Origin of the sequence: Parafrankia soli (assembly GCF_001854695.1) — a bacterium.
GTDB lineage: Bacteria > Actinomycetota > Actinomycetes > Frankiales > Frankiaceae > Parafrankia > Parafrankia soli.
The window spans coordinates 19,617-36,996 of record NZ_MAXA01000102.1; the positions used below are offsets into that span (position 1 = coordinate 19,617).

At 73.2% G+C, this 17,380-nt stretch carries 11 protein-coding genes and 1 pseudogene; 7 read left to right on the forward strand and 5 right to left on the reverse strand.

The annotated features are described in order from the left end of the window. The first annotated feature begins 388 nt into the window (after positions 1–388). From BBK14_RS09960 to BBK14_RS09970, 3 genes are all read left to right on the forward strand, one after another. Entirely contained in the window at positions 389–853 is a 465-nt protein-coding gene (locus BBK14_RS09960; RefSeq protein WP_020458920.1) for an anthrone oxygenase family protein, read from the forward strand. A gap of 326 nt (positions 854–1,179) precedes the next feature. Continuing rightward, entirely contained in the window at positions 1,180–5,499 is a 4,320-nt protein-coding gene (locus BBK14_RS09965; RefSeq protein ID WP_083390833.1) for a DUF3418 domain-containing protein, read from the forward strand. A 321-nt stretch (positions 5,500–5,820) separates the two neighbouring features. Then, entirely contained in the window at positions 5,821–6,738 is a 918-nt protein-coding gene (locus tag BBK14_RS09970; protein ID WP_071061277.1) for a CE1 family esterase, read from the forward strand. A 43-nt stretch (positions 6,739–6,781) separates the two neighbouring features. Here BBK14_RS09970 and BBK14_RS09975 read toward each other — a convergent pair whose 3' ends face one another. From BBK14_RS09975 to BBK14_RS09980, 3 genes and pseudogenes are all read right to left on the reverse strand, one after another. After that, entirely contained in the window at positions 6,782–8,167 is a 1,386-nt protein-coding gene (locus BBK14_RS09975) for a UDP-glucose--hexose-1-phosphate uridylyltransferase (RefSeq protein ID WP_071061279.1), read from the reverse strand. Positions 8,168–8,268: 101 nt separating this feature from the next. Next, positions 8,269–8,697: a zinc ribbon domain-containing protein gene (locus BBK14_RS42115; protein WP_420849142.1), complete on the reverse strand. Its 429-nt coding sequence runs from the start codon at positions 8,695–8,697 to the stop codon at positions 8,269–8,271. Next, a pseudogene (locus BBK14_RS09980) lies at positions 8,642–9,523 on the reverse strand (RNA-guided endonuclease InsQ/TnpB family protein); the annotation flags it as partial. The pseudogene BBK14_RS09980 and the gene BBK14_RS42115, both read right to left, overlap by 56 nt. Here BBK14_RS09980 and tnpA point away from each other — a divergent pair. The 4 genes from tnpA (at position 9,510) to BBK14_RS10000 (ending at position 13,122) form a co-directional block, all read left to right on the forward strand. Beyond that, positions 9,510–9,959, forward strand: coding sequence for an IS200/IS605 family transposase (tnpA, locus tag BBK14_RS09985; RefSeq protein WP_083390834.1), 450 nt, complete (start codon positions 9,510–9,512; stop codon positions 9,957–9,959). The pseudogene BBK14_RS09980 and the gene tnpA sit on opposite strands and share 14 nt — an antisense overlap. Positions 9,960–10,102: 143 nt before the next feature. Continuing rightward, a complete protein-coding gene (gene soxR, locus BBK14_RS09990) occupies positions 10,103–10,570 on the forward strand; it encodes a redox-sensitive transcriptional activator SoxR (protein ID WP_020458915.1) in 468 nt (155 codons plus the stop codon). A 225-nt stretch (positions 10,571–10,795) separates the two neighbouring features. Beyond that, a complete protein-coding gene (locus BBK14_RS09995; protein WP_071061282.1) occupies positions 10,796–11,560 on the forward strand; it encodes an NADPH-dependent FMN reductase in 765 nt (254 codons plus the stop codon). Positions 11,561–11,874: 314 nt separating this feature from the next. Beyond that, complete coding sequence (locus BBK14_RS10000; protein ID WP_071061284.1) at positions 11,875–13,122, forward strand: ABC transporter substrate-binding protein; 1,248 nt, start codon at positions 11,875–11,877, stop codon at positions 13,120–13,122. Between the two features lie 75 nt (positions 13,123–13,197). Here BBK14_RS10000 and BBK14_RS10005 read toward each other — a convergent pair whose 3' ends face one another. Beyond that, entirely contained in the window at positions 13,198–13,938 is a 741-nt protein-coding gene (locus BBK14_RS10005) for an ABC transporter ATP-binding protein (protein WP_071061286.1), read from the reverse strand. Beyond that, on the reverse strand, positions 13,935–17,147 hold the full coding sequence (locus BBK14_RS10010; RefSeq protein WP_071061287.1) for an ABC transporter permease subunit: 3,213 nt from the start codon (positions 17,145–17,147) through the stop codon (positions 13,935–13,937). The genes BBK14_RS10005 and BBK14_RS10010 overlap by 4 nt, the downstream gene beginning before the upstream one ends. Between the last annotated feature and the right edge of the window lie 233 nt (positions 17,148–17,380).

Sequence of the window (17,380 nt, forward strand, 5' to 3'; positions counted from 1 at the left end):
ACAACGAGATTCACCCCGACGCCGGATAGGCCAGCCAGTCATGCGGGGCCGTCCGGCGGCACGAGGCAGGCCACGGCTCGGGCGGGCCAGGCCACCTCGACACCCTTCTGAGCCGCGGTGCTCGGAGCCGCGGCTCGCGGCGTATCCGCGGGCTCCACACGGCGCCGCCCCGGCGCTCAGGATGCGCTCGCGGCGCGATCCGCGACGTCGCAACCGGCCACGGCCGGCCCGAGCGACCTCGGCGGCGGCCGACGCGTCCACCGTCGGTGACTCCGGCACACATCTGCATCAACCGGCACACATCTAGGCAATGGCACCCAAGTGCTCCCGCAACTTGGTATGAATGCACCCATTCAGCCGCGCCCACAGGATGGAGAGCCGGAAAACCATGGTCTCGGCGCTTGTCGTGATCTCCCTAGTCCTGACCGGGCTCGTCGCGGGGACCATGGCCGTCGGCCTGGTCGCCGTCCGGCCCGCGATGCACTCCCTGCCCCCGACTTCGTATGTGCTGGTCAAGCAGGCGTTCGACGTCAGCTACCCGAAGCTGATGAAGCCGCTCCAGATCAGCAGTCTGCTGTCGACGGTCGCGCTGGCCGTCGTGGCGGCCGTGGACGGCGCGTCCACCTGCGCGATCATCGCCGCCGTCGCGGCCGTCGCCGTGCTCACCAACATCCTCGTCACGGTGCGGGGCGACCTGCCGATCAACAACGCGATGGCCACCTGGCGCCCGGAGGCCCCGCCCGCCGACTGGGAGTCCCAGCGGGCCCGGTGGGACTTCTTCAACTCCATCCGCACCACCGCCGCCGTCGGCGCGCTGGTGCTGCTAGCGCTGGCGGCGACCACGACCTACTGACCGCGTCGACCGACTGAGCGCGCCCGCCCGGGCGGCGCGTCCGCCCGGGCCCGGGGCTGATCCCGGGACGATCCCCGACCGGAGCCGGCGTCCGCTGGGAATGCGGGCCGCCGGCCCGGCGCTGGAGAAAAGCAGGTGCCGGCGCGCGGCGGCGCGGGCACAATGCTGCCCTGAGGGGCTGCCTCGGAAGAGCTGCCTCGAAGACAACGCCGCGCGAAGACGGCCGCCGCGGTCCGGGCCGGAGTGCGGCCGCGCTCGTAGCGTGGCCCGTGCCCAGCTCGACCGGGGTACCCACGAACCGACGACCGCCCGGGAATACGCCGTCTGTGATCTCTCCTGCTGAAACGCCGCCGCCGGCACCGCCGCCGCTGGCCGAGCTGCGTGCCTGCCTGCCCCAGCTCATGGCGCGCGACGCCCACCGCCTGAGCCGGCACCTCGACCGGGCCCGCCGGATGCGCGACCCGGCGGCGCGCGACTCCTCGATCGCGCGGCTGGCGGCGGACGTCGAGACCGCCCGGCTGCGGGTGGAGACGCGCCGGGCCAGCGTCCCGGTGATCGGCTACCCGGAGGAGCTGCCGGTCAGCCAGCGCCGGGACGAGATCCTGGCCGCCATCCGGGACAACCAGGTCGTGGTGATCGCCGGCGAGACCGGTTCGGGCAAGACCACGCAGCTCCCCAAGCTGTGCCTGGAGCTGGGCCGGGGCGTGCGCGGCATGATCGGGCACACCCAGCCGCGGCGGATCGCCGCGCGCACCGTGGCGGAACGGATCGCCGAGGAGCTCGGCAGCGTGATCCCCGAGACCGGCCGTGACCGGGCCCAGGCCGGCCCGAACGGCAGCGGAGGCGGAGGCGGGAACGGCAGCGGGGGCGGGCTGGTCGGCTACCAGATGCGCTTCACCGACCGGGTCGGCCCGTCCACGCTGATCAAGCTGATGACGGATGGCATCCTGCTCAACGAGCTGACCGCCGACCGGCTGCTCCGCCAGTACGACACCCTGATCATCGACGAGGCGCACGAGCGCAGCCTCAACATCGACTTCATTCTCGGCTACCTGCACGGGCTGCTCCCCCGCCGCCCGGACCTCAAGGTGGTCATCACCTCGGCGACGATCGACCCGCACCGGTTCGCCCGCCACTTCCACGACGCGCCGGTGATCGAGGTTTCCGGCCGCACCTACCCGGTCGAGACCCGCTACCGCCCCCTGATCGACACCGGGCCGGGCGTCGATGCCGACTCCGAGGCTGACGCATACGCCGACGCCGACGCGGATGCCGGCACCGCGGCACGGAGCGAACCACGAGCCGGTGGTCGCAAGGGAGCCGGCGGCGACGGCCGAAGAGGCAACAGCGAGGCCCGGCGAGGAGCCGGTGGCGACGCCCGAACCGGGGCGGGCGCCGACACCGAGCGCGACCAGGTCTCGGCGATCTGCGACGCGGTGGACGAGCTGTGCGCCGAGGGGCCGGGCGACATCCTGGTGTTCCTCAGCGGAGAGCGCGAGATCCGCGACACGGCCGACGCGCTGGCCCGCCGCGACCTCCCGATGACCGAGATCGTCCCGCTCTACGCCCGGCTGTCCTCGGCCGAGCAGCACCGGGTCTTCACCCCGCACACCGGACGCCGGATCGTGCTGGCCACCAACGTCGCCGAGACGTCGCTGACCGTCCCGGGCATCCGCTACGTGATCGACCCGGGGCTGGCGCGCATCTCCCGGTACAGCCATCGGACGAAGGTGCAGCGCCTGCCGATCGAGCCGGTCTCGCAGGCCTCGGCCAACCAGCGGGCCGGCCGGTGCGGCCGGACGTCCGACGGGATCTGCATCCGGCTGTACTCGGAGGAGGACTTCACCGGCCGGCCGGCCTTCACCGATCCCGAGATCCTGCGCACCAACCTGGCCTCGGTGATCCTGCAGATGGAGGCGCTCGGCCTCGGCGAGATGGCGGACTTCCCGTTCCTCGATCCGCCGGAGTCGCGCCAGGTCACCGACGGCATGCGGCTGCTGACCGAGCTGGGTGCCTTCATCGAGGACGCCGAGCCCGGCAAACGGCTGACCCCGATCGGGCGCAGTCTCGCCCAGCTGCCGGTGGATCCCCGGCTGGCCCGGATGGTGCTCGCGGCCGGCGAGCTGGGCTGCCTGTCCGAGGTGCTCGTGATCGCCTCCGCGCTGGCCATCCAGGACCCGCGGGAGCGGCCCGTCGAGCACCGGGCCGCCGCCGACGAGCGGCACGCCCGGTTCACCGATCCGACGTCGGACTTCCTGTCGATCCTGAACCTGTGGCGGCACCTGCGCACCGCGCGCGAGGAGCGGTCGTCCAACCAGTTCCGGCGGATGTGCCGCACCGAGTTCCTGAACTACCTGCGGATCCGGGAGTGGCAGGACGTCCACGGCCAGCTGCGCGCGATCGCCCGGAGCCTGGGGCTGGAGCCGAACGACAGCCCGGCCGACGCCCGGTCGGTGCACCAGGCGCTGCTCACCGGGCTGCTCTCCCACCTCGGCCGCTACGAGCCGGAGAAGAAGGACTATCTCGGGGCCCGGGGCGCCCGCTTCGCGATCTTCCCCGGTTCCGGGCTGGCGCGGCGGAGGCCGGCGCGGCCCGAAGCCGGCGACGCGGGCCGGGGCGCACCGGCGGAAGCGGACGCGGAGGCCGGAGGGCGGCGCGGGCCGGGCATCCCGACCTGGGTCGTCGCGGCCGAGCTGGTCGAGACGTCCCGGCTGTGGGCGCGGACCGTGGCGCGGGTGGAACCCGAGTGGGTCGAGCCGCTCGCCGAGCACCTGCTGCGGCATATCTACAGCGAGCCGCACTGGTCCCGCAAGCAGGCCGCGGCGCTGGCCTACGAGAAGGTCACGCTGTACGGGATCCCGCTGGTGACGTCGCGGCTGGTCCAGTACGGCCGGATCGACCCGGTCGTCAGCCGGGACCTGTTCATCCGGCACGCGCTCGTCGAGGGCGACTGGAACACCCGGCACGCCTTCTTCCACGCGAACCGGGAGCTGCTCTCCGGGGTCGAGGAGTTGGAGCACCGGGCCCGCCGCCGCGACATCCTCGTCGACGACGAGACGCTGTTCGAGTTCTACGACCAGCGCATACCCGCCGACGTCGTCTCCGGCCGCCATTTCGACACCTGGTGGAAGGCGACCCGCCGCACCGAGCCGGACCTGCTCGACTTCTCCGCGTCGATGCTGGTCAACGACCACGCGGGCGCGATCCGCCAGCAGGACTACCCCGACGCCTGGGTCGCCGACGGCGTCGAGCTGGCGCTCACCTACCAGTTCACGCCCGGGGAGTCCGCCGACGGGGTGACCGTACGGGTGCCGCTGCCGGTCCTCGGCACGCTGCGCGCGGAGCCGTTCACCTGGCAGGTGCCCGGGCTGCGGGAGGAGCTCGTCACCGCGCTGATCCGTGCGCTGCCCAAGGTGGTGCGGCGCGGCTTCGTCCCGGCGCCGAACTACGCCCGCGCCGTCCTGGACCGCCTGACCTCCGACGACCGCCCGGCCCCCGGCGGTCCCCCGGCCGAGGGCGGCGGACCGCCGGCCGACGACCGCCCGCTGGCCGACGCCGTCGCCGGTGAGCTGCACCGGATGAGCGGCTCGGCGCTCCCCTCGGGGGTCTGGGCGCCGCCGCGGCTGGCCGAGCTGCTGCCGCCGCACCTGCGGATGACCTTCCGGGTCGTCGACGACGGCGGGGCGACGCTCGCGGAGGGCAAGGACCTGGCCGAGCTGCGGGCCCGGCTACGGCCCCGGACGAAGGCGGTCGTCTCGGCCGCGGCCGCCGGCGTGGAACGCTCGGGCCTGCGCACCTGGGACGTCGGCACGCTGCCCGCGGTGATCGAGCGCAGCCGCGGCGGGCATGTCGTGCGCGCCCACCCGGCTCTGGTCGACGAGGGCGACTCGGTCGCGGTCCGGGTCTTCGACGACCGGGAGGAGGCCGACCGCGCGATGTGGGCCGGCACCCGCCGGCTGCTGCTGCTCAACGTCGCCTCCCCCGTCCGGGGGATCATCGGCCGGCTGCCGAACGCGGCGAAGCTGGCCCTGAGCAACAACCCGCACCGCGACGTCACCGACCTGCTGGACGACTGCGTCGCCGCCGCCGTGGACACGCTGCTGCGCCGCGCCGGCGGGCCCGCCCGAGACGAGGCGGGTTTCGCCGCGCTACTCGAGACGGTGCGTGCGGACCTGGCGGACACCGCGTGGTCGGTGGTCCGCGGCACCGAGCGCGTGCTGGCCGCCGCCCACGAGATCAGCCTCGGGGTGCGGGCGCTGGGCAGCCCGGCGCTGCTAGTGACCGCGACCGACCTGCGTGCCCAGCTCGACACACTGATCCAGCGGGGCTTCGTGACCGAGACGGGCGCCGAGCGCCTGCCCGATCTGGAGCGCTACCTCACCGCCGCCCGGCGGCGCCTGGACCGGCTGCCCGCCGACGCCGCCCGGGACCGCCAGCTCACCCTCCGGGTGCGCAACGTCGTCGAGGCCTTCAACGAGCTGATCGACGATGTGGGCCCGGCTCGCGCCGGGTCCGAACCGGTCCAGGCGATCCGCTGGATGATCGAGGAGCTGCGGGTCAGCCTGTTCGCCCAGGCGCTGCGCACGCCGTACCCGGTCTCCGAGGAGCGCGTCTACCGGGCGATCGACCGGCTCCGCCCCGGCTGACCTCGCCACGCGCCGGGCCCGTCACCCGCCGGCCGGCGCACGTCGGCCGGCCCGCATGGACGGCAGCCGCCATGGCACCCTCGGTAGGCACCCGCTGGTGGCGGCTCGCGCGCGGGAGGACACCGCCGGTGAGACGCCTCGCCCAGGGAACGACCGGCCGTCGGCGCCCACTACGATGACACCCCCGGCGAGAAGCCTCTGTCGATCACAGCAACGTACGAACATCTCCCGGATCCACCCGATCTCACCTCCTCGTGAGCAGGGTCGTTCTTCTTGTCTTCGGTGGCCTCAGGTCGCGCTGGGCCGGGCGTTGGGGGTGCGGTGACGGCCGGCGGCAGGCTCCTGGCGGTGCTGCTCGTGATCGTCGGCATCCCGCTGGCCGCCGTGCCGGTGGCCCTGATGTACGGCGGTGGATCACCTCCCGCGGCTACGGCGCCTGCCCCCGCACGGCCGGCCGCGACGTCCGCGTCCCCGTCACCGGCCGCTGCGTCCACCATGCACCGGGCCACCGACAGAACTGGCGACCGGACCGCGAGCGATGCCACCGACGCGGGCCCGGTGTACACCAAGGAGATCGCGCTCCGGTCGGGGCGCAGCTACGACCTGCACACCACCGTCCGTTCCGGGGCGCCCAGGCCGCTCGTCGTCCTGCTGCACGCCTACGCCCACACCGCGGCCGACATGCGCGACATCAGCGGGGCCACCCCGTTCGCCGACGAGCACGGGTTCGTGCTCGCCTACGGGCACGCCGTGGACGGATCGTGGAACGCCGGCACCTGCTGCGCCGGGACGAATGGGCAGGACGACATCGCCTACCTACGCGAACTCGTGGCCGACGTGGCCCGGCGGACCCCGGTGGACCGCAGCCGCGTCTATGTCTGGGGCTACTCCAACGGCGGGATGCTGGCGGCCCGCGCCGTCTGCGAGGCACCGGACGTGTTCGCGGCGGCCGGCGTTGTCGCGGGCCACCTGCTCGTGCCCTGCGACCAGGCACGCATCCGGATGATGCACATCCACGGTACGGCGGACACCACCGTGCCGTGGCGCGGCGGCTGGTCGGACTACGTCCATGTCACATTCCCGGACGCGCGCACCGAGTCGGAGCGGGTCACCAGCTCGTCGACGGTGGCGGGCATCCCCTGGGACGGCGGACACGCCTGGCCGTGGTGGGCCACGGGCACCCTGTGGGGGTTCTCCCAGCAGTGGTCCGGGACGACGGCACTCCCCAGCACCCGCTGACCCCCTCGTCTGCTGCCACCGGAAGCCAGGCCACCGCTCGGGATCATCCCGGCGTGAGCCCCCGCGTGGGCTCTGTTGTCCGTTTCTCCGCGCGCACCCCGGCGGCCCGCAGCCGGGCGGCGGCGTCCTCCGGGGTGATGTCGCGTAGCACGCCTGCGAACATCTCGTAGCCCACCAGGTGCTTGCGGACGGTCGGTGACCGCAGCAGCGGCGGGTGGAAGTGGGCATGCAGCTGCCAGTGCGCGGGCACCGGCGCGTCGGGATCCGGGCGCGCGCCGGGCGCCGCGTGCCAGCCCATCGAGTAGGGGAAGGGCGAGTCGAACAGCGAGTCGTAGCAGCTGAGCAGGGACCGCAGCGCCTGTGCCAGCGCGTCGCGCTCGGCGTCGGTCAGGTGCTGGAGCAGGCCGACCGGGCGGCGCGGGAGCACCAGCGTCTCGAACGGCCAGAACGCCCAGTAGGGGACGACGACGAGCCAGTGGTCGTTCGCCACGACCACCCGGCTCGCGGACCGGCCAGGGCCGTCCACGCCGTCAGCGGCCTTGCCGTTGGTGGCCTTGCCGTTGGTGGCCTTGCCAGCAGCGACTCTGCTGGCGGTGCTGGCGCCGTCATCCGCGGCGGCGAGCTCAGCCTCCAGCGCCGCGTAGTCGACCAGCAGCGAGGTGCCCCTGGACCGCAGATGGTCGCGCTGGGTGCGGTCCTCGACCGCGGCGAGGTCGGGCAGGAACGACGACGCCCAGATCTGCCCGTGCGGGTGCGGGCTGGACGCCCCCATCGCGGCGCCGCGGTTCTCGAAGATCTGCACCCAGTTCCAGGTCCGGCCGAGCTCACGCTCCTGGTCGGCCCAGGTGTCGACCACCGCCCGCACCCGGTCGAGCCCCAGGCTCGCCAGTGACTGGTCGTGGCCCGGGTCGAAGCAGACGACGCGGCACGTGCCGATGCCCGGCTCGGCGTGCAGYAGCCCCGCCGCCCGCGCATCCAGCCCGGACGGATCAGCGAACACCGCCTGATCGGGGGACGCGGCCAGGTCCGCGGGCTCGGGGCGCAGCGCCGGGAAGTCGTTGTCGAACACGTAAACGCCGTCGTAGTCGGGATTCGCCTTGCCGGAGGCGCGCACGTTTCCCGGGCAGAGATGGCATTCGGGGTCGTAGGTCCCCACGGCGGTGGCGACCACTTCCTGGCCGCCGCGCCACGGACGCGCCACCCGGCCCGCCGAGACGATGATCCAGCGATCGCCCAGCGGATCGTGCCGCCGGTGCGCCGCGGGCCCGGCCGCAGCCAGCCCTCCCGCCGGTGGCCCGCCCGCGGCCAACCCGGCCTCAGCCAGCCCGGCCGACGAGGGCGTCTCGGCGCGCCAGTCGCCGTCGCCACCCGGCCCGGGCTGATCATCCGGACCAGGACCGTCATCGGACGGGAAAACCGAGACCAGCACCGACGAACCGTATCAACGCCCCACCGGCGCCTCCGGCGCCAGAGACATGCTTGACGTCCTCCCCGCCCTGAAGGGCGGGATTCCTACCGTGCCGCGTGGGTTCACGCGGCGCCTCGGTGGGTTCCTGTTTCACGGCCAGCTGCCCGGACAGGTCCGGGTCTTACGTCGGCTCCGCAGGCGTTTACGGTCTCCGCCTGACGCGGCATCGCAGCCGCGTCTTTCCGCCCAGCGGCGACCATGCGCTGACCCTCGAAGAGGATGTTCCGCGCCGCATTCAGATCGCGATCATGTTCGGTGTTGCAGGCCGGGCAGGTCCACACCCGGACCTTCAGCGGTTTCGGCCCGTCCTTCCGCGCGCAGACCGAGCAGAGCCGCGACGACGGGAAGAACCGGCCGACCCGGACGACCGTCCGGCCCCGCCTGGACCGCCTTCTCCTCAACCAGACCGACCAGCATCGACCAGCCCGCATCGTGCACCGACCGAGCCAGCCTCGTGCGGGCCAGCCCAGATATGGCCAGATCCTCGACATGGACCGCTTGGTTGTCGCGGACCAGTCGAGCGGCAAGCTTGTGATGATGATCCCGGCGGGTTTCCCGCACCGTCCGGTGCAGCACTGCGACCCGGCGGACCGCCTTCCGACGGTTCGCCGATCCCTTCTGCTTTCGGGCGAGCGCCCGCTGAGCGCGGGCGAGCGTGCGTTGCCGCGACCGGAGATGGCGCGGGTTCGCGACGATCTCCCCGGTCGACAGGGTCACGAGCCGGTCGAACCCAAGATCTATACCGACCTCGGCGTCGACCGCCGGGTAGGGGACGTCATCGACGTCGACGACGAACGACACGTAGTATCTGCCGTCCGCCTCCCAGATCACCGTCGCCGAGGACGGGACCGACGGCAGCGGACGCGACCACGCCAGCCGCAGATCACCGACCTTCGCCACCCGCACCCCGCGCGGCGTCACACCGAAGCCGTTGCGGGTAAGCCGGATCGACTGCCGGTTGTCCTTCCGCGACCGGAACCGGGGATGGCCGACGTTGCGGCCTTTCCGTCTTCCGGACAGGGAGTCGAACCAGTTCCGGAACGCGCGGCGGGCGTCCTGACATGCCTGCACGAGAACGACCGACGACACCTCGCCGAGCCATGCCCGCTCGGGGGTCTGCTTCGCCAGCGTCACCACCCGGCGCTGCACGTCGGTATCGCTGATCCGCTCCCCAGCGGCATACGCCTCGTCACGGGCACGCAGCGCGTCGTTGAACACGACCCGGGCACAGCCGAACGCCCGCGTCAACGCCTGAACCTGCCCCGGCTCGGGGTAAGCGCGGTAGCGGTAGCGCACGGTCGACATGCCACCCATCATACTTGGTCTATGRCAGAATCCGATCGACTACAGGCGCGGCAGGCACGTGGTTTCCGCACTCCACGTCCACTTGGTCTTCGTCACCAAGTACCGGCACGGGGTCCTCGACGCGGCGATGCTCGACCGCTGCCGGAAGATCATGACCGACGTGTGCGCCGACTTCGGCGCCGCGATGACCGAGTTCAACGGCGAAGACGACCACGTCCACCTGCTCGTCGAGTACCCACCGAAGACCGCGGTGTCCACGCTGGTGAACAGCCTCAAGAGCGTCTCGGCACGACGGCTGCGCTCCGAGTACACCGACCGGGTGAACCGGTACAGCATGCACGGGCACTTCTGGTCACCGTCCTACTTCGCCGCGTCGGCTAGCGGTGCCCCGCTCGCATCGTTGCGCGAATACATCGACAGACAGCAGCAACCAGCGGCAACACGCTAACCCCCGCCCCGAAGGGCGGGGGTTGCGCGCCACCTTCCCCCGGGTCACCGCCGCCGGCGGACGACCCGCCATCATCCCGACAGCTACTCCAGCCACGCGAGCTAGCTCTACCTGACTTCAGGTTCAGATAGTACCGTCGGGCGATGCGCTCCACGGATCTGCTGACCCTCGGCGAGGTCGTGCACCGCAGCGGGTTCACCCCGTCCGCGCTGCGTTTCTACGAGCGGGAGGGCCTGCTCACCGCGAGCCGGACCAGTGGCGGCCAGCGGCGCTACGCCCGCCACGTGCTGCGCCGACTGGCGTTCATCCGGGCCGCGCGCAACATCGGCCTGAGCCTGGAGGAGGTCCGGGAGGCGCTGCGGCGGCTGCCCGACGAGCGGACCCCGACCCGCGCGGACTGGACGGCGATCTCACGCGACTGGCGTATCCGCCTCGACGAGCAGATCGAGGCGCTGGAGCGGCTGCGTGACGGTCTCGACTCGTGCATCGGCTGCGGCTGCCTGTCGTTGCAGCACTGTCACATGTCCAACCCCGACGACCGGGTCGCCGCCTTCGGTCCGGGCGCGGTGGCGCTGCCGGCTGCGCTGCGGCGCGGCCCGGACCACTCCTGACACGCCGACCACCCGTGACACGCCGACCGGCCACCATCCGTCGCATCTGACCTGGTCTTTGCGGTAATGAGATGAGAAGTCATTCAACACATCCGACCGATGTCCGGCGCTGGGCGCCCGGGCCTCGGCGGGGGCCCGGTCTCGGGCGGTCACCGGTCGCGGACCGGGGCGCCGCACCGCGCCGGTCCACCGGGGAACCGCACGAGGTCTGGTGAGGAGGAGTCGATGGACGACGTGCACGGCGCGTTCACGACGAACGGCGAGGGGCACAACTCCGAGGGCCTGCTGGCCCGGCGCCGGGTACGACCGGGTCAGGATCTACCGGCCCGGTCGGGGGGTGACCCGCTGGGCGGCCTGGGCGGGCTCGACGCGCTCAGTGGGCTGACCGGGTTCGCGGGCCCGACCGTCCGGAACGAGCGGCGGCGCCGCCCGACCATCGTCGGCATCGGGGGGACGACCCGGCCGGAGTCGACGACGCTGCACGCGCTGAGCACCGTCCTGCGGACGATGGCCGGCGCGGGAGCGGAGACCGTCCTGCTCGGCTCGGCCGACCTGGACCTGCCGATGTACGTCCCGGAACAGCGGGAGCGGACGCCGGCGGCCCAGCGGCTGATCAGTGAGGTGGCCCGGGCGGACGGCCTCGTCATCGCCACTCCGGGCTACCACGGCGGCATGTCGGGCCTGGTCAAGAACGCCCTGGACTATCTGGAGGACCTCCGGGACGCGCCCCGCCCCTATCTCGACGGGCGTGCGGTCGGGCTCATCGTCTGCGCGGACGGCCCGCAGACCGCAGGCACCGCGCTCGCGAYGCTGCGCTCGTCCGTCCATGCCCTGCGCGGCTGGCCGACCCCGCTCGGCGTCTCGATCGACACCTCGACGCCGCCCTTCGGCCCGGACGGCAAGGTGGTCGACCAGCGGACGGCGAGCCACCTGGAGACACTGACCGACCACGTCATGGGCTTCGCCTACGCGTGGTCCCAGGTGATCTGACATCAATCCGAACGGCGTCCCAGATGATCTGAGCGGCGCCGGCCGGCGACACCTTCCGGCACCCGCGCCCTGACCTTCGGGCACCACGTCCGGCCTGGTCAGGGCGAATGTGCGCGGTCTCGCCATGCCCTGTGACGCCACGACCCGCGACGCTGCGTAGCGTCACCCCGGAGGCACACCGGGAGATTCCCGACTCACCCTGCCGTAGGGATCGCGTACGGACGGGTCTACCGTGGCGAGGCCTGTAGCGCCGCGCGGGCGGACGACCCCGCCGCGCCGCCGGCACGCCAGGAGTATTCAGGAGGGACGAACCGGTGAGACGACGTCTGGGTCTGCGGCTCGGGGCCGCCTTCGCCGGGGCCGCGCTGGCGCTCGCCGCGTGCGGCGGCGGCGACGGCGAGCAGGGCGGTGGCACGGCCACCAGCTCCGGCGAACCGGTCAAGCTGATGATCATCGCGCCGGTCGGCACCACCGGGGCCAACCATCCCGAGATGGTGGCGGCGGTCCGGGCCGCCGCCCGCGGTGTCAACGAGCGTGGCGGCATCAAGGGCCATCCGGTCGAGATCCTGCACTGCAACGAGAAGAACGACCCCACCGCGGCGAAGGAATGCGCCCAGAAGGCGGTGGACGAGCACGTTCTGGCCGTGGTCTCCACCGTCAACGGCTCGGGCGGGATCATGCCGATCCTCGAGGAGGCCGGCATCCCGGCGATCGGGTCGGCCGGGATCGCGGCGGACGGCTCCGAGCTCAGCTCGGACGTCAGCTTCGTCGTCAGCCCGCTCACCTTCTACCCGGCCGTCTGCCCGTCGCTGCTACGCAAGGCCGGGGCGTCCAAGGTCGGGCTGGTCGGCTACGACCTGAGCGCGAGCGACCGCCTGATCACGATGGCCCAGGCCGGCGGGCGCGCGGCCGGGGCGCCGATCAATCCCGAGCTGCGCATCCCGATCACCAGCAGCGACCTCACCCCGACCGTCGCGCAGCTGAGCAGGGCGGGTGCGGACGGCGCCGTCCTGGTGGTGTTCGACCAGGCCGCCTACGCGGTCATCGGCGGCGGCGACCCGAACCTGCGCACCTGCCACGCGGCCGGCACCCTCTCCAAGGAGTACCTCGCCACGCTCGGGCCGGCCGCCGACAACCTCGTCGTCGCCAGCGCGTTCCCCGAGCTCAGCCAGGCCGCCGAGTTCCCCGAGCTCAAGCGGATGATCTCCGAAATGGACGCCGAGGCGGCTGGGGGCGATGCCGACGCGCGCGCCGAGCTCCGGGATTCCACGGAGACCACCGGGGCGTGGCTGTCCGTCCAGATCGCCGAGAAGGTCGGCAACTCCGTCTCGGGCGACCTGACGACGAAGAGCCTGCTCGAGCAGCTCCGCGCGACCAAGGGCCTCGACCTCGGCGTGATCCCGCCGCTGGACTTCACCACGCCCAACCCCATCCCGGGTGTGGAGCGCGTCTTCAACACGACGATGCGCGGTGCCCGCTGGAACAGCGCCCAGCACACCTTCGTCCCGCTCGGGCCGGAAACCTACGAGGCGCTCGGCCTGCTGACCCGCGGCGCTTCCTGACCCGACGGCCTGACCCGACGGCCTGGCGCGCGGGCCCAGCCGGCCCGCGCGCCGGGCGACGACCTCCGGGTGGCGTCAGGCCAGGGGCAGGTAGGCGCCGAGGAGCAGGTCGGGATCCGCCCGCACCCCGGCCGCCGGGCCCGACCACGCGACCTGGCCATGCCGCAGGACGATCACCCGGTCGGCCACCGCCAGCGCGCTGCGCACATGCTGCTCGACGAGGAGCACGGCGAGACCACCGTCGGCCGCGGCCCGGACGGCGCCGAGCAGCCGTTCGACCAGCTGGGGCGCGAGGCCGAGCGAGAGCTCGTCGGCGAGCAGCGCCGCGGGCCGGCGCGCGAGGGCCCGGGCGAGCGCGACCATCTGCTGCTGACCACCGGAGAGCAGGCCCGCCCGCCGGTCGAGATGCCCGGCCAGCTCGGGGAACGTCTCCAGGGCCACGCCGGTGTCGGCGCGGCCGAGCCGCAGGTTCTCCCGCACCGTCAGATCCATGATCACGGACCTGTCCTCGGGGACGAAGGCCAGCCCGGCGCGGGCACGCTGGTGCAACGGGGCGGTCGTCACCCGGCCGTTCCACGAGACGGTGCCGCCGCTGGGCGACAGCGCCCCGCTCAGCGCGAGCAGCGTCGTCGTCTTGCCGGCGCCGTTCGGCCCGAGCAGGGTGACCACCTCCCCCGGCCGCAGGTCCAGGTCGAGCCCGCGGACCACCGGCCCGCCCTCGCCGTAGCCGGCCGACAGCCCGCGCGCGCTGAGCACCGGCGCGGCAGGCCCCGTCCTGGGCCGCGGCACACCGGGGGCCGGGGGGTTCGTGCTCACCGGCTAACCGCGCCGGCCGAGCCGGCTGCCGGTGTGCGGCCGGCGCCGGTCGCCGCGCCCAGGTAGGCCCGGCGCACCCGCGGGTCGACCCGGACCTGACCCGGGGTGCCCTGCGCGATCACCTCACCGCCGTCGAGAACGACCACCTGGTCGCAGATCCGCATCACCACGTCCATGTCATGCTCGTTGAGCAGGATTCCCAGCCCCCAGTTGTCCGCCAGCCGCCGCAGCAGCGTGGCCACCCCGGCGCTCTCGTTCTCGTCGAGCCCAGCGCACGGCTCGTCCAGCAGCAGCACGGACGGGCAGGTCGCCACCGCGCGGGCGATCGCCAGCAGCCGGCGGCGGCCGTAGGAGAGCTCCGAGACCGTGCGGAGCAGGTCGTCGCGCAGACCGAAGGCCTCCACGGCGGCGGCGGCCGCGGCGGGCAGCGGCCGGGAGCGCGGCAGCACCAGGTCACCGGCGTAGGCACGGGCGTCCCGCGGGTCGCAGGCGGCCTGGATGTTCTCGATGACCGTGAGATCCTCGAAAAGCTCGAGGTTCTGGAACGACCGGCTGATCCCGGCACGGGCACGCAGGTGGGCCGGCAGCCGGTCGAGCCGGGTGTCGCCGAGCATCAGGGACCGCGAGACGGACGAGGTGTAGCCGGTGATCGCGTCGATCACCGTCGTCTTGCCCGCACCGTTCGGGCCGATGACGCCGACGACCCGTCCCGGCTCGACCCGCAGGTCGACCGAGCGGACCGCAGCCACCGGCCCGAAGCTCACCGACAGTCCCCAGACCGACAGCGTGGCCGGCCGGGCCGGGTAGGCGACCGTGCCGACCCGGCGGATCGGTCCCGTCGCCGGGCCCGCCGCTGCGGCGGGGGCGGAGGCGTTGGCGGCGGGGACGCTGGGGGCGCTGGTCGCGGCGCTCAGGGAAGCGGTGCCGTTGGTGGCGTTCGGGGTGGCGAGAGTTGGTTCGAGGGTCGGAGCGGGGCCGAGCAGGCGGGCGACCCGGGCCGCGTCGGCGGCCATCCGCCGCTCGACGGCCTTCGGGAAGCGGCGCTCCAGGATCCGGCGGGCGGTACGGGCGTTCTCCGGCGCCATCCCACCACCGGACCGGGAGAGGACCGTGACCAGCACCAGGCCGCCGATCAGCGGGACGTAGCGGTCAAGGTCGGCCAGCCAGTCGACGACCCTGCCCCCGCCCGCGAAGGCGGCTGCGGCGAAGGCCGCGGTCACCACCCACGGCGCCGCCCGCCGCAGGTGCGCGGCCCGCACCGTGCCCGGCGCCGTCCCGCCTGCGGCCGGCACTGTCGGCCCCGTACCTGGCACGACGGCGCGGCCGACCGCGAGGCCCAGCAGGCCGGCGGCCGCGGCGAAGAGCAGGCGCAGCAGCAGGCCGAGCTGGCCGAGGACGCTGCCGACCCAGGCCCCGGCTCTCGTCGCCAGCGCCTCGGCGGCCATCGTCGCGCCGGCGAAGGAACCGCTGATCCAGCCGACTCCCCCGACGACCGCGTAGGCGATCAACAGGATCGAGGCGAACGGCGAGAACAGGCCGCCGCCGTAGTCGATGTTGCCGCGTTCGCCGTAGGTGTAGAACGCGTACAGCACCCCCCCGAAGCCGGCGATCGCGGCGGACAGCGCGAAGGCGTAGAGCTTCGCCCCGACCACGCTGATACCCAGCGCCGCCGCGGCCCGCTCGTTCGTCCGGACGGCGATCAGCCGCCGTCCCGCGCGCCCCCGCCGCAGGTTCGCCACGGCCAGCCCGAGCAGGACGAACGTGAGCAGCGACAGGGTCGCGAACCCGCGCGGGTGCGTCACCTTGTCCAGACTGATCCCGAACAGGGTCGCGTCGCCGACCTCCGTCCCCTCTAGCGTGCCGAGATCACCGAAGAGGGCACCGAGCGGGCTTGCCGCCGGCGAGTGGTAACCGCGCTGGAACAGCAGCGCGTCCACGGCGGCACCGAGGCCGAGCGTCACGACGGCCAGTTGCAGGCCCCGGGTGCGCAGCGCCGGCAGCGCGAACAGCACGCCGACGACCGCCGTCCCGGCGACACCCACCACGAGGGCAGCCTCCAGCGGCCAGCCCCGGGTGGCGACCAGCCGTCCGGCGATCAGTGCCGCGATCCCGGAGAAGGCGAGCTGCGCCAGCGAGAGCTGCCCGGTGAAGCCGACCAGCACCACGACCGACAGGATGATCGTCGCCCAGATGGCGTTCGCGTTCAGCGCGTTCACCCAGGACGCCGGCAGCAGCCACCACACGGCGACAAGCGCGCAGCCGACCGTGATCCCCAGCGCCCGCCAGTGCACCCGGCCGCTACCCAGCACCGGATGGCGCTCGGCGACATGGCCCCGGTCGGGAATGCCGCGCCCACGCACCGCCAGGTAGAACACGATCACCGCGAGCGGGACGGCACGGTCGACACCCCGCCAGGCCGGATGGTCCGCGACCAGGTGGACCTGGGTCTCCAGCTCCACGACGCCCAGCGCCAGCGCCCCCACCAGCACCGCCGGCAGCGACCGGAACCGGGCGACCAGCGCCACCGCCAGCCCCGGGACGATCAGCAGCATCAGACCACCGGCCGACAACGGATTCTGCAGCGGCGCGAGCAGCACACCGCCCAGCCCCGCCAGCGCCGACCCGGCCAGCCACGCCCAGCTCGCCACCGTGTCCGGCGACCAGCCCAGCGACGCCGCGGCCTGCGGATTCTCCGTCACCGCGGTCGCCGCGAGCCCGAGCGTGGTGAACCGGAACACCGCCCACAGCCCCGCCACGACGGCAGCCACCACGGCGAGCCGCACCAGGACGTCCACCCCGACCGCGGTGTCGAACAGGGTCACCTTGCCGGTCGGCAGCACGGTGGGCGAACGCCGGACATCCCCGCCGTACATCAGGGTCAGCAGCGACTGGATGACGATCAGCAGGCCGAGCGTGGCCATCAGGCGCAGCACGGCCGTGGCCTGGCGCATCGGGCGGAGTACCAGCTGGTGGAACACCAGGCCGACCGCCATCGTCGACCCGACGGCGAGCACCGCCGCCGGCGCCGCGGGCAGACCCCACTCGTCGCGCGCCCCGTGGAACGCGTACGCGGCCCACGCCAGCAGCGCGCCCTGCGCCATGTTCAACACGCCGGCACCGCGCTGGATCACGACCACGCCGGTGGCGACGAGCGCGTACAGCGCGCCGGCACCCAGGCTCAACAGGGCGTAGCCCATGACGTCGTCCACGGCCGCCCACCTCACATGGCACCGGTGACCGGTGCCTGCCTGCGCTCGGGATGGTCACAGAGGACCCCCCGGAAGCCCGCGAGAAGATACGCGGAACCATACGACCACCGCGACAATACTGATCACGGTGACGGGAGCGAACGTAAGGTCGTGAATGGTCGCCGGACAAGCAAACCAGCCACAACTCACCGGCCCCAGACCCCGCCGGCGCCGCTCCGAGGGGCCCGGACCAG

Coding starts and splice junctions, on each gene's coding strand:
- BBK14_RS09960 (WP_020458920.1), top strand. CDS start 389: ATGGTCTCGGCGCTTGTCGTGATCTCCCTAGTCCTGACCGGGCTCGTC.
- soxR (WP_020458915.1), top strand. CDS start 10,103: ATGCGCTCCACGGATCTGCTGACCCTCGGCGAGGTCGTGCACCGCAGC.
- BBK14_RS42115 (WP_420849142.1), bottom strand. CDS start 8,697: ATGTCGAGGATCTGGCCATATCTGGGCTGGCCCGCACGAGGCTGGCTC.